The sequence below is a fragment of the Catalinimonas locisalis genome (assembly GCF_038039535.1).
Taxonomy (GTDB): Bacteria; Bacteroidota; Bacteroidia; order Cytophagales; family Cyclobacteriaceae; genus Catalinimonas.
This window is the reverse complement of sequence record NZ_JBBPHP010000047.1, coordinates 22,286-38,486: the sequence shown is the minus strand read 5'-3', so window position 1 is coordinate 38,486 and position 16,201 is coordinate 22,286. Positions and strand designations below refer to the sequence as shown.

General features: G+C 43.7%; 11 protein-coding genes. 10 read left to right on the top strand and 1 reads right to left on the bottom strand.

Annotation, left to right across the window (positions count from 1 at the left end):
• Nucleotides 1–3: 3 nt before the first annotated feature.
• The 9 genes from WJR50_RS29640 to WJR50_RS29600 all read left to right on the top strand — a co-directional run bounded on the left by WJR50_RS29640 (nucleotide 4) and on the right by WJR50_RS29600 (nucleotide 12,816).
• Nucleotides 4–3,432, top strand: coding sequence for a VCBS repeat-containing protein (locus tag WJR50_RS29640; protein WP_341296952.1), 3,429 nt, complete (start codon nucleotides 4–6; stop codon nucleotides 3,430–3,432).
• A 54-nt stretch (nucleotides 3,433–3,486) separates the two neighbouring features.
• Nucleotides 3,487–5,400, top strand: coding sequence for a hypothetical protein (locus WJR50_RS29635; RefSeq protein WP_341296951.1), 1,914 nt, complete (start codon nucleotides 3,487–3,489; stop codon nucleotides 5,398–5,400).
• 76 nt (nucleotides 5,401–5,476) lie between these two features.
• Entirely contained in the window at nucleotides 5,477–7,693 is a 2,217-nt protein-coding gene (locus WJR50_RS29630) for a beta-galactosidase trimerization domain-containing protein (protein ID WP_341296950.1), read from the top strand.
• Between the two features lie 211 nt (nucleotides 7,694–7,904).
• Nucleotides 7,905–8,486 carry a Crp/Fnr family transcriptional regulator gene (locus WJR50_RS29625; protein ID WP_341296949.1) on the top strand — a complete coding sequence of 194 codons (582 nt, stop codon included), beginning with the start codon at nucleotides 7,905–7,907 and terminating at the stop codon, nucleotides 8,484–8,486.
• A gap of 83 nt (nucleotides 8,487–8,569) precedes the next feature.
• On the top strand, nucleotides 8,570–9,190 hold the full coding sequence (locus tag WJR50_RS29620; RefSeq protein WP_341296948.1) for a hypothetical protein: 621 nt from the start codon (nucleotides 8,570–8,572) through the stop codon (nucleotides 9,188–9,190).
• 11 nt (nucleotides 9,191–9,201) lie between these two features.
• Nucleotides 9,202–10,197 carry an NAD(P)-dependent alcohol dehydrogenase gene (locus WJR50_RS29615; protein WP_341296947.1) on the top strand — a complete coding sequence of 332 codons (996 nt, stop codon included), beginning with the start codon at nucleotides 9,202–9,204 and terminating at the stop codon, nucleotides 10,195–10,197.
• A gap of 97 nt (nucleotides 10,198–10,294) precedes the next feature.
• Nucleotides 10,295–11,584: an amidohydrolase family protein gene (locus tag WJR50_RS29610; protein WP_341296946.1), complete on the top strand. Its 1,290-nt coding sequence runs from the start codon at nucleotides 10,295–10,297 to the stop codon at nucleotides 11,582–11,584.
• Nucleotides 11,585–11,589: 5 nt separating this feature from the next.
• Nucleotides 11,590–12,069 (top strand): DUF8737 domain-containing protein, encoded by a 480-nt coding sequence (locus tag WJR50_RS29605; protein WP_341296945.1) that lies wholly within the window; start codon nucleotides 11,590–11,592, stop codon nucleotides 12,067–12,069.
• A 186-nt stretch (nucleotides 12,070–12,255) separates the two neighbouring features.
• On the top strand, nucleotides 12,256–12,816 hold the full coding sequence (locus WJR50_RS29600; protein WP_341296944.1) for a GNAT family N-acetyltransferase: 561 nt from the start codon (nucleotides 12,256–12,258) through the stop codon (nucleotides 12,814–12,816).
• On the opposite strand, the gene WJR50_RS29595 is transcribed toward WJR50_RS29600, so the two are convergent.
• On the bottom strand, nucleotides 12,790–13,284 hold the full coding sequence (locus WJR50_RS29595) for an AAA family ATPase (protein ID WP_341296964.1): 495 nt from the start codon (nucleotides 13,282–13,284) through the stop codon (nucleotides 12,790–12,792). The genes WJR50_RS29600 and WJR50_RS29595 overlap by 27 nt on opposite strands.
• Nucleotides 13,285–14,246: 962 nt before the next feature.
• Here WJR50_RS29595 and WJR50_RS29590 point away from each other — a divergent pair.
• On the top strand, nucleotides 14,247–16,184 hold the full coding sequence (locus tag WJR50_RS29590; protein WP_341296943.1) for a DUF8034 domain-containing protein: 1,938 nt from the start codon (nucleotides 14,247–14,249) through the stop codon (nucleotides 16,182–16,184).
• Nucleotides 16,185–16,201 lie beyond the last annotated feature (17 nt).

Here is a 16,201-nt window from a genome sequence, read left to right as displayed (position 1 = left end):
GGCATGAAGAAGTTTCTACTAGGTCTGATGATTGTTGCCATACTTTTTTCTTGTAGCCATACCGAAGAAGAAGCTGCATGGATAACGACATCACATCCAAAGCAGGTGCAGGATTCTAATCCAAATTTTGTTGACCGTCAGCCTGATGAAACAGGAATTTATTTTATCAATGAGCTTACGGAAGATGCCTACCGTAATATCCTGACCTATCAGTATTACTATAACGGTGGTGGCGTGGCTGCAGGAGATGTCAATAAGGATGGTAAAACGGACCTGTTTTTTACAGGTAACACAGTGTCTAATAAACTATATCTCAATCAGGGCAATTTAAAATTTCAGGATGTAACCCTGGAAGCAGGTCTAGGAAAGATCAGCACAGACAGCTGGTGTACAGGTACCAATATGGCGGATGTAAATGGAGATGGATGGCTTGATATTTATGTGTGCCGTTCAGGTAATCTACAGTCAGAAAACCGGGAGAATCTGCTCTATATCAATCAGGGTGATGGTACTTTTCTGGAGCAGGCAAAAGCCTATGGACTCAATGATCCGGGTTATTCTATACAGTCTGTTTTCTTTGATTATGACAAAGATGGTGACCTGGATATGTTTCTGGTCAATCATGGAATGGAATACTACAGCGGGATGATTGCTGCTAATGAAGGTGGACGTGATCCCTACATTGGGGATAAACTCTACCGAAATGATGAAGGGTTCTTCAGAGATGTGAGTGCGGAAGCAGGAATTGAGGGAAGCAAACATGGATATGGTCTGGGAGTAGCAGTAGCTGATCTCAATCAGGATGGCTGGGATGATGTGTATGTGGCAAATGACTTTTATGAACATGATTACCTCTACCTCAGTAACGGACTGAATGATAACGGCTATGTAACGTTCACCGAATCCATTCATCAGACTACACAGCACATTTCTTTTTTTGGAATGGGAGTAGATCTTGCAGATTTTAACAATGATGCACTTTCTGATATCGTAGTACTGGATATGAGCGCTGAGGATCATTTTCGGCAGAAGACCAATCTGGCAGGCATCAGCAAAAACAAATTCTGGGATTTTGTAGACAATGGCTACCATCATCAGTACATGTTCAACAGTCTGCAACTTAATCAGGGAAGTACGCCTGTTTCTCCGCTTGCTTTTAGTAATATCGCACAATTGGCAGGGGTAGAGCAGACTGACTGGAGTTGGGCACCGCTACTGGCAGATTTTGACAATGATGGTTGGAAGGATCTTTATATCACTAATGGCCTGAGAAAAGATGTACTCAACAATGATTTTATCCAGCATATTAATGAAGAATTAAAGGAAATGAATACCAGGTTTGTAGACCTGCCTCCCTCACAGGCACAGCAACTTCTGGAAACGATGCCTTCTCAAAAGATTAGTAACTATCTCTACCGTAACAATCAGGACCTTACGTTTAGTAATGTCAGTGAAGCATGGAATGTAGACAAGCCCGGCTTTTCCAATGGTGCTGCCTATGCGGATCTTGACAATGACGGTGACCTGGATCTGATAGTCAATAACCTGGATGATTTCGCCAGCATTTATGAGAATAAACTGCCAAAAGGAAAACAGCACTTTCTCAGAATCCGCCTGGAGGGGAAGAAGGGTAACCCTTTTGCCTATGGGGCCAAAGCTTATGTATACCAAAAAGATAAAGTACAATACCAACAATTATATCCTAGCCGAGGATATCAATCCTCAGTAGAGCCAATTTTACATTTTGGTTTGGGTGAGCATAGCGAGGTAGACAGTCTTGTGATCGTATGGCCAAACGGGATGTTCAGTCTTTATGAAAAGCCAGAAGTAAACAGGCTCATTAATGTGAATGATCAGGATGCTGAGGAACGAATCAAGAGAAAAAAAGAGCAGCAGCCCTGGTTGACAGACGTTTCTGATCTATTACCTACTGATCTCAAGCATGAAGAAAATTCCTATGATGATTTTGACCGGCAGTTTCTCTTGCCACATAAACTGTCCAGCGAAGGGCCGGCCCTGGCAGTGGCCGATGTCAATCAGGATGGCTTAGATGATTTTTATGCAGGTGGTGCCAGTCAGCAAGAAGGTAGGCTCATGCTCCAACAAAAGGATGGAAGCTTTACTTCTGTGGATGGACCCTGGCAGGCCGATGCCCTTCAGGAAGATGTATCGGCCATATTCTTTGATGCTGATGGCGACCTGGATATGGATTTATATGTGGTAAGCGGCAGTGCAGAGTTTAATGCTGATTCTGAACTACTGCAAGATCGTCTTTATCTGAACGATGGAACGGGGAGCTTTAGCAAAGCCAAAAATGCAGTGCCTGAAATCCGGTCCAACGGGTCATGTGTAGCTTCAATAGATTTTGATAGTGACGGAGATGTAGACCTTTTCGTTGGAGCTGGCAGTGTGCCCGGAAAATACCCCTATCCTGATCGGTCTTATCTGCTGGAAAATAAAAACGGTGTTCTGATAGATGTAACCCAGACAAAAAGTCCATCGCTTAACAAGCTAGGGATGATAAAAGACGCCCTATGGACAGATTATGATCAGGATGGCAAGAATGAATTACTGGTGGTAGGAGAGTGGACTGCTCCCTTATTTTTCAGTTGGCAGGGTGGAGAGCTAAAATCAGACAAGCAAATAAAATTTATCAATCAGACAGGAAAGCAAGTTAGTTTGCAAGGTTGGTGGCATTCTGTAATAAGCTTTGACATAGATAAAGATGGTGATCAGGACTATCTGCTGGGCAATGTTGGCTTAAACTACCGCTTCAGTGCAAGTGAAGAAAATCCTTTAGAAATGTATGTGCAGGATATGGACGAAAATGGCACTTCGGAATTGTTCATGGGCTACCATCAGGGAAGTAAACTGCTTCCGGTACATGAAAGAGATGAGATTTTTCAGCAATGGAGGGGAATAAAAAAGCAATATCCTGAGCATACTTCTTATGCCAAAGCGAGCTTGCAGGATATTTTAAGTTCTTCATATGACAAGGCTTTCCATCTACAGGCTGATACGCTGGCACATGTAATCTTATACAATGAGGGCAATGGAATATTTAAGGTAGTCTCTCTTCCTAAGGTAGGGCAGGTTTCAGCTGTTAAAACGGCTTTATTTACTGATATTTCAGGTGATGGAAAAGAAGAGCTGCTTATCGCAGGAAACTTTTATGATACCAATACACAAACGCCTCGTTTGGATGCTTCATTGGGCCAGGTATTCAATATGATGGATGATGAAATAATGCCAGTAAATAGTCAGCAAAGTGGTTTTTTTGCATCGGGTGATGTCAGGAAAATGGTTTTACTTAACACAGCTCATGGTAAAGCAGTACTGATGGCTACTAATGATCAGGCCTACAGATTGTATAAAATCACCAGTAATGCCAACAGAGACTTGGCCCTGTTTAATATACCTGAGAAGCAATGACATGGAACAAACGCACAAAGAGTATAGAAAATACTGAGTAACACTGAGGGTTTGATGATGAATACTATTCACTGGAAAGCAATTTTCTTGTTCATTTATCTATGGTGGAGCCCTTCTTTTACATGGTCCCAATCTAATGCTATCCACCCTCGTGGCATCATCAATCCTCAGGAGATGGTAGTACTTCGTGAAAAGGTCAAACGTAGGCCTTATCGCGCGATGTATCAAAATCTGTTTGATGTTGCCAGCAGACAGATGAAAGAACAAAGGGAACGACCTTATGATCCTTATGCTGATAGCCGCCTTTTGGCTAACCAGTCTTTTCTTTTTATTCTCAGTGGTGATACTGTATGGGCGGATGGTGCATGGAAGACTGCCGAAAGAATTTTATCAGACAGTGTTTATTTTAACGATCCACTATCGCGGGGGCTGACCCGGGCTACCCTCCTTCAAAAGATGGCTTTGGCCTATGACTTTTGTTACCCGGCCTGGAATGAAGCACAGCGGCAGCGTGTGAACCGCCAACTTTTTGAAGTGATGTTTTCAGTGAATGCAAATATGGGTCATTCAGCTAATTATGCCATTGAAAGCAATTGGATGGGTGTACGCTATGGATCAGTGATTCTGGCTTCTTATGTTTGGGATGAGCCTTCTTTACAGCAAACTCACCAATCTCCTCAGCTACCCATAAGGTGGGATGCCATCAAAAGATTGCAAGACCATCTGGAAGCATCTATTTTTAGCAATGGCTGGAATGGTGAGAGTATGTCATACCATATTTACGGCTGGACATTCATTGGTCCGGCTCTGCTTGCCTTAAAGAATAATATAAGTGCCTTTGAACTGGCTGATTTTGCACCGGAAACGATCAATACGCTGCACGGGATTATGAGCTCTACAGTGGCTATTCAACAAAGAGGTGCCAAAGGGATACAAGCTGATCTATCTGACGATGACTTACTATTTAATACCGCAGGGGTACTGGGTATGGCCTTTCGCCTTTATCCCGAAGAACAACAGCCTGCCCTAAAATGGATGCACGACTACCTCATTAATTCCCAGGAATATGTTACCAATGAAGATGGTCACCATGAAGATGGTCACCTTTTCTACAGCATACTGTATTATCCGGAGGCCCTAAAAGCAGAGAATCCTGAAAAGGTAGGCTGGCTTACTTATCATGACCCGGAACAGGGAATTGTGATCATAAGAAATCGCTTTCAGGATGAAGAAGATATTGTAAGCACTTATAACGCCAAGCAAACCCGCATCAAGGGACACGCAGGTCCAGATGCGAATACTTTTCGTCTTATTGGTCTGGGGGTGCCCTGGATTATTGGAGGGGGGAGAACGGCGCAGACTGCCGGGCAGACTAACCTCTTTCCTACTCATGAGAATACTCCTGCCCAGGATACCAAAGGATTGGGAAAGCTACATGAATATCATTTTTCTGATGATCGGTCTGAAGCTTTTGCTATTGGAAGTGGTAGTAGTGTCGGAACGGAAGGACACCAAAGGATTTTCTACAGCAGTTTTAGTGAAGAGACAAATGCAGCAGCAGCTATCATTGTCAAAGATGTATCTCTAAATGGGCGTAGATGGCGTATCAATACACCGGAATTTAACGAATTCAGAAAGATAGAAAAAGGTTATCAGCTAATTTCACCAGATGGAGCAAGTATGCGTGTACAATTTCTACTTCCGGCAACTGATCTGGAAATAGAAAGCGGTTTGCTACGGTACGGCGGTAAGACTGAAAATCATAATCCGGGAATATGGTACAAAAACAAATTCTATTCTTTTAGCAGATACATAGACGTGTTTTGTGAAGCTAATGTAACCGCAGTGATCACACTTCAACCTGCGGGTAAAATACATCCTTCAGTAAGCCTAAAGTCTGATGGTAGTTTCCTAGTAGGAGACAGGAATATTCATCTGCCTGAAACTCATGTATTGAAAAAAAAATGATGATCAAGACAGCTAAACATTAGGTTTTTTACCGACAGAATTCAAACTACATAATTTGACTAAAACAACTCTTCTTATGCATAGAAACAATTGTTATATTTTACTACTGCCTGTTTTGTACTTTTTTCTGTTGCTACCCTTATCTGTTCAGGCTCAAAAAGGTCATGATTTTATGCACGATAAATACGACCAATTGCATGATTCACCCATGCAGCAGAAGTTCCGCAAATTAGCTCCTGTACCCGCGGGAGTAGTTTATATTCAAAGGCCCGGAGAAGGTGAGGAAGAGATTCGCTGGCACTTTCGCACTATGAAAAACCTGGGCTTTACTAACCTCAAGCAAATCATGACTATTCCGCCATGGACTTTAGAAGAGATACAGCTTATTGCACTTGATGAGGGGCTTATCCCCTGGTGGTATGGTGAGGGAGGCTGGGAGCCAATCACCGACGAACTTATCAAAAAGGTTGGCTTACCTAAAAAGATGTCGTTGGAAGAAGTACGGCGACACCCCAAGATGATTGCTTATCAGCAGGGAGTGCTTAAAAATAGGATAGAAAACACAATTGCTTATAAAAATGAATCCACGGATGAGAATGCACTCAGGGGCAGCAGTTCTGCTTACGACCCTACTGTAGGCGAAAGAGGATTGGATCTTACCGAAAAAGGAAAAAAGCTTTTTGTAGCATGGGCGAAAGAAAAATACCAGGATATAGATACACTGAATCACGCATACAATCAGCATCACCACGGCTTGCAGGCAGGAGGAAAAGCTTTTGATTCCTGGGAAGATTTTGCCAGCCGATGGGAGGAGTACAATCACCGTGAATATCGTATTCGTCGGGATATTTTAAGGTTTAAAGCTGATCATGGAATGCAGGAACTTCAGAAAAAAGTTGACGTATTTCATGATTTTGATCCTAATGCGCCATTTCGGGCAGGAGGAGAGTTAGGCTTGTTCAGGCCGCATGCTTACTTTGGCGTAGATTTTCCCGGTATTGCTGATATCATGCGCAATGCCGGCTCATTTTACCCCTCCATTCACTTTACCTGGCACTTTGATCAGGTTAAGGATGAACTGGGCCCCACCGTATACATGCAGGCCAGCTATATCAACGATATGTTTAAAGGAGGATGGAGCGGAGGTTGGGAAACTACCGGGGGGCCACAGCAGTTTGGGGGCGAAAGGTTTGGCCAGCCCAATAAAGGCTTTACAGTAGATGCCGCTGAAATGCAGCAGTTTACGCTGAGCATGCTGGCTTCAGGTTTTAAAGGATGGGGTTTATGGAGTTGGAGTGTGCGTACAGCAGGAGCGGAAGTAGGGGAGTATGCCCTCTTGGATCATCATAATGAAGTGACCGATAGAGCAGTAGCAGTAGGAAAAATTGCCCGGGCGATGCAAAAGTACCGTGAGGAGCTCTGGGCAGCGCACAAAGAGCCAATGGTTGGCGTTTTTTTTGACTGGGACAATGATGCCATGTGGACTGCCTTATCTTTCAAGGGGCAGGAAAGTCTTCTTTATCGTCCTATGCAGGCACGAGTTGGACTTATGCGAGCGCTTATCAACGAAGATATACCATTTGAATACTTGAACCCTGACGATTTGAAAGCTGGTTTGGCTGCTCGCTATCCTGTAATCTACCTGCCGGGGATCATTGCCTTAAACAAGGAGCTTTTGCCACTTTTTAAAAGTTATGTGGAACAGGGTGGTCGTTTGGTGGTTGATATGCCTGGGGCCTGGATGGATACATATTCAGCTTTATTTCCCCGAGGTTCCAATTCTGGATTTGCAAAGTTATTTGGTACTGTCCTTCGTGAGTATCAGTTCTCCGGCCTGAATCGTGACTGGTATCTGGATGACCAAAAGCTCATAGGCTCAATAGGTTCACTCCGTCCTGAAGGAGCTGAAGTACTTGCTTCTTTCAGTAACGGTCAACCAGCCATTACTCAGAATAACTTCGGAAATGGACAGGCAGTACTATTGGCTTATGAAGCAGCCCGCTCCTGTTTTAGCCCTGGCAATGAAGCCCTGGAAGAAATGCTCCTGAAATATGCTTTAGATGGTATGGAACCCCCTTTTCATGCTGATGGGGCTATTGTCTATCGTTTGTCCAGTCCGGCAGCAGATCATTATTTTCTGTTAAATGAAGGAGAGCAAAATGAAGTTAAACTTGAGTTTGATTATTATCAGTATAAAAATGCTCAGGATGTGGTTAGCGGAGAATCACTGCCTCTTGATAGTTCAATAAGTCTGCCCTCGCATGGAGCCAGATGGTTGAGATATGAAAAGTAGGGCCACCTGTTGTTTGTCATGTACTTAGAGATAAAATAGAAATATTTTGTACTCATATTATTGCGAATTAACCTTAATAGATATGGTTCTCGTTATGTAGATTAGCTTAAACTTTTGGTCGAGATAGCAAGGTCAAAATGATCACTTGCGCAATAACTACAATATCAATTGTAACTTTGTAAACAAGTATGATTCAGCAATACTAAAAACCATGCAAAATTTACTTTTTGACTTTATTTCCAGGTATATCTCCATCAATGAAGAGGAGAAAAAGGCACTGATTAATCTGGGAATTTTTCACTTTAAAAAAAAGGGAGCCCTCCTGCTTGAAGAAGGCCAGAGTTCCAGAGATGGCTACTTTGTACTCAAGGGCTGCATTCGTACTTATTACAATCTTGATGGAGATGAAAAGACCACAGCATTTTATACCGAAATGGAAGGCATTACTCCTCATTGTGTACTCAACGGTAAACCATCTGAATACTATGTAGACTGTGTAGAGGACACGATTCTTACGGTTTCCAATCCTGACATGGAGGTGGAGATTTTTGAGAAATTCCCCAAGTTTGAGCAGATGTGCCGGGTGTTGTCAGAAGAGCTGTTGGCTAAAGAACAAATCAATTTTCATCAGTTCAAAACCTCTTCCCCCGAACAGCGCTATCTCAATTTGTTAGAGAAAAGGCCCGACCTGATTCAGCGGGTACCACAGCATCAACTGGCCAGTTATTTAGGCATCAAACCGCAATCACTGAGTAGGTTGAAAGCAAGAATTGTCAAAAACAGCCGGGCCTAAGACTTATTTCTTAACTTAAGTGAACGGAATTCAGGGATCTACCAGGCTTACTTTGCATACACATTAACCAAACAAATAGTGATATGCATACTAAGTTATTCATTCTGATTTTCGCCTCATTTATTTCTGCTGATTTAACCCTAAAAGCCCAATATGCCGCGCAGGATACTACCTACAAAAAGTGCTTTGTGGGCAGCACCTTCTTCCTTTTGGGAAACTTTGCCCAGACTAACAGACCCGATTTTGCCCAGCTCAACTTTGGCTACCGGCTAACAGCCAATGATGCTGTTTCTATTGAAATAAAGACATGGAAGTACGCCTGGCCGCTTGGAATACCGGGTTTTAGCGACTCATACGGAGATCCCGAAGAAGAATTTCCAGGCTTCATTCGCGAAGTCGGCTTTGCCCTGGTTTATCAGCATTTCTGGTGGAAAGGTCTGTACACCGCCGTTCATATGATGCCGGCCTGGCAGCGTTTTGTAGACGAAAATGACAACAAAGTTGATAATGGATTTCAACTATTCAATACCTATCGCCTGGGCTACCATATCAAGCTTTTTAATGATCATTTTTTTATAGAACCTTCTATCGCCATTACCCACCGCCCCTTGCATACAGAAATGCCAGAAGCTTTCAAGCAACAGGATGCTCAGTGGTCCAAATTCAATGGGGAACCGGGGCTACACTTCGGCTTTAATTTCTAATGAAGAGAAATATGAAGGCAGTGATTTGTACCGCCTACGGCCCACCGGAAGTACTGCAAATCCGGGAGTTTGACAAGCCTGAGCCGAGGGAAAATGAAATATTGGTCATGGTAATGGCCTCAGCGGTCAACTCGGCGGATGTAAGGATAAGAAGCCTGGCCGTAAAGGGGCTGATAAAGGTAGTGATGCGGCTGGTATTAGGTTATAGGCGGCCCAGGAAAGCCATACCAGGTTCGGTGTTTTCAGGCATCGTGGTGCAGGTAGGCAGGCGAGTCACCAAATTCAAAGCAGGTGATAAGGTATTCGGAATGACCGGCTTCAGATTCGGCACGTATGCCGAGTACCTTTCAGTGAAGCAGCATAGTAACATAACGGTCATGCCCCGGAACGCATCCTTTGCCGAAGCTGTCTCCCTGATCTTTGGCGGACAAGCCGCTATCTACTTTCTCAACAAAGCCGGTATTTCCCATAGAGCAAATCCTAAAGTCCTGATCATAGGTGCTACCGGTTCGGTAGGTACCTCAGCGATCCTGCTGGCGCATCATTTTGGTGCAGACGTTACGGTAGTGTGCAGTACCGAAGGATCAGGTCTGGTGAAATCACTGGGCGTAGAAAAATTGGTGCTGTATGACCAGGAAGACTTTACCCGGCTAAGTGAGCCATTTGATATCATCTTTGATGCCGTAGGCAAAACCTCTAAGCGTGCATGCAAGCATCTCCTGAACAAAGGAGGTGTCTACCTCAATGTGAACACCTCGGGCTTTGCTTCCGAAAAAATTGAACAGCTACAGCTGCTTAAAAAACTCTTTGAAGAAGGGAGGTACAAAGCAGTGATAGACAAGATTTTTCTCCTGGAACAGGTAGTGGAGGCGCATAGATATGTGGATACGGGCAGGAAAAAGGGAAATGTTGTGCTAAATATTGGAGATAGAGAAATGATCAGCTATGAAAATGAAAGCTTATCAGTCTCTGATAGCCATTCCAGAAATTTGCATTCCGGGAAATAGCATAACTGGAAGGAATATCTTACCAATTCTTGCCCTATGACAGGAATTCGCGGACTTGCTTTCCACATCTTGTCCAGCCAAAAGTACAATTAACGTTATGAATATCATAAAAAATATCCTGAAATGGACACTAGGCTTTGTACTACTGATCATGGTGTTAGGAATAAGTTTGTGGCTGTTTATCAGTGCCGAAATCAGACATCTCTCCGGAGAGAATACACCCCAGGTAGATGCCGCGCAGTTTGAGTCACGCTACGGAAACTTAGCCATTACGAACGTTAACGTCCTTTCTCCAGACGCTGCATCCATGCTTCCCAAACGCACTTTGCTGATCAGGGGAAGCCGCATAGAAGCTGTGGGCGAGAACCTGCTTATTCCTCAGGGTTACGAGATCATTGATGCCGGAGGTCGGTTCATGATACCTGGTCTGATAGATACCCACATTCATCCATACCGAAGTAAAAACGACCTACTGCTTTACCTGGCCAATGGTATTACCCATGTAGCGATCATGAACTCCTGGCGTGGATTGTACCTTAGATGGCGCGAAGAGGCACAGGCCGGGCCATTAAGCCCAAGTATTTATGTAGCCGCTGGTCCTATGAATACCGCCAGAGATTTTAGGAGTAAGGTGTACGGCTTGCTGGGGCCCATTCAGCTTTTCAATACGCCCGATGAGACCAGAAAGGCTGTGCAGGCTTTTAAGCAAAAAGGATATGATGCCCTCAAGGCTTACACCCTGGACAAGGAGAATTATTTTGCTGTAGCCAACGAGGCACAAAAGCAAGACATCACCATGTTGGGGCACCTAAGCCCGGCAGTAACCCTAGAAGCTTTGTACCTTTCGGGACAATTGCAGGTAGCCCATGTAGAGGAAATCACCAAAGCAGTAGAAAGAGAGTTTGGAGGACGTACCAGCATTTACTACGATCATACTGATACCTATCTGGCCTATTTACGGGAACATGCTGATCTGATTGCCCAAAAGCTCAAGGCAAAGAATATTACCGTCTCTAGCACGATCATGGTTTATCCTGCTGCCAAGGCACAGGATGTAGACTTACCGGAATACCTCAAGTCCATTGAACTGGCCTATGTCAATCCCGGCATTTTGGAAGGTTCAATTTTCAGTCCCGGCTGGCTACCCGGAAGCAACCGATACGAAGACCCTGACAATACGGATCCGGAAGGACTACGGAAAGCCAACATTTATTGGAATACTTACACAGAGGTAGTACATATCACGACTCTTGCGCTGGTACGCCATGGCGTAAGGCTCACGGTCGGAACCGATGCCGGAAATGCGGGTATAGTACCGGTTTTTTTGAAAACACCGAGAGTCAGCCGCCCCGCTTTATTTTTGTCCTGTTATCCGCCCTTCTTTTAACCCTTGTGGCTTACCGGAAACTCAGTAGCCAAAACCTTAGCCTGACGTACCTGATTGCGATTCATATCCTGCGCCTTCCAATTGAGTTGATCCTGTATCAGCTTTACCTTAAGGAACTGATACCCGAGTTAATGACCTACCAGGGCTGGAACTTCGACATACTGACCGGTATAAGTGCAGTAATGATTTTGGTGCTATACGCTTTGAACAAACTAAGACGGGAGGTTTTTCTCGTCTGGAACTGGCTTGGATTAGGTTTATTGGTCATCATCGTAGTGCTGGCGGTACTCTCGGCTCCTACTCCACTGCAGCAGTTTGCTTTTGAGCAGCCCAATGTAGCAGTATTGAAGTTTCCCTTCATCTGGCTTCCGGCAGTAGTCGTACCGATCGTGCTTTTGTCGCATTTGCTAATGATCAGACACCTAAAAGCTACCCTCAATGTGGTTAAAAATGGTGAACTACCGAGCTCGAAGTCGGTAAGGTGACGCCACTACTGAATTGTCCAGGTGAAACTTTGTCATGCTGAAAGGTGGATCAATGCAGAGAGAATGTAGTATTGAGCATTTGTTAACTTAAGTGAATGCTTTTTAGATATATGTCTTGCAAGTTTGCAGGTAAGCAAATTAACCGCGATCTATAGAGATGATACTCAGGATAAAAAAAGAAGATCCATGAAGATTGATCAAGTTCATACCACTGATGCTAAAAAATTGACAAAATTAGCTATGAGGTCAAAAGGTCATTGGAAGTATGGTCCCCTTCAGATTGATAAGTGGAAAGTTGAGCTTACCATCACCCCTGATTATATTCTGCAAAATCAGGTTTATCAACTGAAAGTTGATCATAAACTAATCGGGTTTTATGCCTTCAATGTTGTAAAAGGGAAAAAGGTAGTACTGGATTTTCTTTTCGTTGAGCCGGCCTATATCGGCAAAGGATACGGGAAAATGCTGTTGAATGACTTATTGCAAAGAATGTTGAAAACTGACTATGCATGCATTCTCCTGGATGCAGATCCTCATGCTGAAAAATTTTACGAAAGGCATGGGTTATCCTACCTCCCGGGAACGGTAATTGGAATTACCGAAATGCTGAAACTTAATGCGTTGATCTACATAAAAGGAAGCTGTAGCCATGATGTGTTTGATAACTTTCCGCTCGGTGTCGTTTTTGGCATACTTCTCCACATCATTCTGATAGGTGCCCTATATACTTTCGTATACCGAAGGTAACAACTGCATGTTTTGCTCCTGCACATAGGTTCTTACCACTTCAGGCATCCCTCCCATGATGGTATGGGTATGGAATAAATTGAGCAGGGTGGTATGAGCAAAAGCTTTGACCTGCACCTGTTGCAATTGCTCCAGCGCAGTATAAGGCTTAATCGCCTGAAGAAATTCTGAGAAGTTGAGGGGGTATAAGAACAGATATTCCACCCTGCCTACCGGAAAACTCTTAACCTTACGCATGGCAAACTCCAGTAATGATCCCGCCGCGATCACTGGCAGTTCAGGCATCTCCTCATAGAAATAGCGTAATAGCTGAATAGCCTTGGGAGATTCCTGTATCTCATCAATAAATAAGAGAGTGTTTTTCAATTCTGATTTCAAGTTACGCGATAAAAAGAGCGCGTCCATAATCGTATAGACATCCTCATAGGCCTCAAAAAAATTGCGGTCTTCTGGTTTTTTCAGGTTCAGAAAAATAGTTTGTGCATACTTCTTACCAAAAGCCCGAATCAGAGTAGTTTTGCCTACCTTCGTGCACCTTGCAAGATGAGAGGCTTTCGGTGGGCTTTATCCTTCCAGACTTCTAACTGCTGCTCAATATCACGTCTAAATATAAAAGCTGACTATTATTTACATTCTGTAACAAAATAAGGGTAGTTTAAGAGATTTTAAGTATTATAATAAGGGTAAACACTCTTATTTTCCATGCCAGTAGAAGTAGTCAAAGTAATAGTTAACCTATTACTTTAACTACTTCCAAAAAAACAGGATACTTAAGCGAGAGAGCAAAAGTTTTGTAGTATTTGTTTTTTGCTTAAAGATTTAAAGAGGGAAGAAGTAGTTTTGCGATTTATTACCTCACCAATTACTGAAGAGCAAGAGCAACTCCAGACCTAGGTGCTTAAATTACCTCATACTGTCCAGATACATATAAGTCATAAGATTTGGTTGCAGTGGTATTTTTCACTTAATAATTTCTATTTTCAAAAATCTCCCTACATCTGTTTATGACGTATTCCTCTATCGCTAACCTCGCCTCTACATTTTGTGAAGTGAAATAATAAAGGTTGTCCCACTCAAGAATAAAGTCTGTCCCAAGATTCTCCCCGCCTAAGCTTCTAAATTTCTGAAAAAAATGTTTGGTTGCCCCAATGAGTTACATATTTTGAGGTGGTGATCAAATTACGCTTATCAATCTATTCATTCATAAAATTGTACTGTAATAAACATTTGAAAGACTAACCTTTCGTCTATACACCTGAAGATGCATTGTAGTGTTTTCTGAAGACGAGACTAAATATATTTGCGATAGGTGATTTTATCTTTAGGAAGTAAAATTAATCTTGTATTTTCAGAAATCAATGAAAGTAAAGGGCAGCTTGTAAAATAGTATAAGCTTAAAAACTAGTACTCCGAAACAACCTGAATAATCCATGAATAGTTACAAGATATTTTTAGCCTTCATGAAGGGTGCCTTGATTTCTTTCCTTATTCTTTTTTACGCCAGTATTATAAAAGCACAAACTAAGCTTGATATACAATCTGAGCAAGGAGAAATACTGATAAAACTAAATAATAGTGGTACACCACCTGAATGGGCCTTGATGCAGCGGCAACTGATGAATGCTCTCTATCCTGCGGCCATCACATTTGTCAATAAATACACCGATAAAAACGGGCGCCTGATCTGGCGGGATGAATGGCCCGGTATGGATGGTTCTGACGACGGCTACGAGAGTTTTTATAATTTCCCCCTCTATTACGCTCTGGGAGGACCTAAAGAAATTGATAGTATTTCCCGTAAGCTCTGGGATGAGGTGACGGTGCAGTTTACCGAATACGGTCAGATCCATGAGGAATTTGATGCCGGTTATGACTGGATGCATCACGGAGAATCTTACACTTATTTTTACTTTTTCGGGCTGGCTGACCCTACCGATAAGAAAATGCGCGACCGGGCCATCAAATTTGCCGAAATGTACATGGACGACGGCACCGAAAAGTCAAATTATGATGCCGAGCATAAGATTATACGCTCGCCCCTGAATGGCAGCTTGGGCCCTCGTTTTGTCAATACCGCTGAGGATTGGGTGACGCATCGGCCCATCCTGGCGCACTATCCGCTGCCTTATGATGATATCCCCAACATAAGTGCTTCTGCTGACTGGAATGATGATGAGAAATTCCAGTACATACTACAGGCCATTAACGAGCGCATGATGAAAAATGATGTGCCGCTCAATCTAGCATCTACCAGCATGATGGCCAATGCCTACATGTACACCAAAGACGAACGCTACAAGCAATGGGTAAAAGAATACGTAGAAGCCTGGATGCAAAGGGTTGAAGATAACAATGGTATCATTCCAGACAACGTAGGGCAAACCGGCATCATTGGTGAGCATACTGGCGGCAAATGGTGGGGCGGCTACTACGGCTGGCGATGGCCACACGGCTTGCCTAACCAGATGGAAGCCACCACCATCGGAGCCAGCAACGCTTATCTGATGACCGGCGATTCTTCTTACTTGGAACTGCCTTATTCAGTGATCCGGGCAGTATCTAAGCTGGCTAAGGAAGAAGATGGCAATACGTTAGTGCCATATCGCTACGACGACAGGGGCTGGTATGATTACCGACCCATGCGTCCTAAGTACCCCACGCACCTCTGGTACTACTCCCGTTCCGAGGAGGACTGGCAGCGGGTAAAATCCCTGACCGATCCGGAGAAAATAGCCAAACTCAGCTACCATAAAGGTAAAGGAGACTCCGAAAATACAGCTGCCTGGCTCGGTTATCTGGAAGGGCAGAACCCCAATTATCCTACAGATATTCTGAAAGCTACTTACCAGGAGATGCAGCGCCGTCTGGAAGAGGTGAGAAATGATCAAAGTACACCCGACGATATGGATGTACACCACTGGCTGGAACGAAACCCTGTCGTGCTGGAAGGGCTTGTGCAGACTATGCTCGGAGCGCCTAACCATATATATCACGGCGGCTTGTTGCACAGCAGTGTTCGCTATTTTGATCCGGTAAAAAAACGGCCTGGTATTCCCGAAGATGTGGCTGCCTTGGTGCGGCAGGTCAACAAAGGAGGGGTTTCTCTGCAACTGGTCAACCTGCATCCTACTGAAACTAAGTATGTGATCATACAGGGAGGTATGTTTGGCGAACATCAGATCACCCGTATCCGACAAGTGATAGATTACCCCTACCAGTTTGATACGATAGACCAGAAGTATTTTACAGTAGAGCTAGCACCGGGAGCCGTAGGTCAGATAGAGATTGGTCTGGACCGCTTTGTCAATGATCCTAGTTACGCTTTTCCCTGGCATGGTGATGAAATCCCGGTACTGGGTATGAAGTAATCGGTCTAATCTACTCA

Excerpts from the sequence above, each read along its gene's own strand:
- WJR50_RS29600 (WP_341296944.1), top strand. The coding sequence starts at position 12,256 with ATGAAGATTGATCAAGTTCATACCACTGATGCTAAAAAATTGACAAAA.
- WJR50_RS29590 (WP_341296943.1), top strand. The coding sequence starts at position 14,247 with ATGAATAGTTACAAGATATTTTTAGCCTTCATGAAGGGTGCCTTGATT.
- WJR50_RS29620 (WP_341296948.1), top strand. The coding sequence starts at position 8,570 with ATGCATACTAAGTTATTCATTCTGATTTTCGCCTCATTTATTTCTGCT.
- WJR50_RS29625 (WP_341296949.1), top strand. The coding sequence starts at position 7,905 with ATGCAAAATTTACTTTTTGACTTTATTTCCAGGTATATCTCCATCAAT.
- WJR50_RS29635 (WP_341296951.1), top strand. The coding sequence starts at position 3,487 with ATGATGAATACTATTCACTGGAAAGCAATTTTCTTGTTCATTTATCTA.
- WJR50_RS29610 (WP_341296946.1), top strand. The coding sequence starts at position 10,295 with ATGAATATCATAAAAAATATCCTGAAATGGACACTAGGCTTTGTACTA.
- WJR50_RS29615 (WP_341296947.1), top strand. The coding sequence starts at position 9,202 with ATGAAGGCAGTGATTTGTACCGCCTACGGCCCACCGGAAGTACTGCAA.
- WJR50_RS29630 (WP_341296950.1), top strand. The coding sequence starts at position 5,477 with ATGCATAGAAACAATTGTTATATTTTACTACTGCCTGTTTTGTACTTT.
- WJR50_RS29640 (WP_341296952.1), top strand. The coding sequence starts at position 4 with ATGAAGAAGTTTCTACTAGGTCTGATGATTGTTGCCATACTTTTTTCT.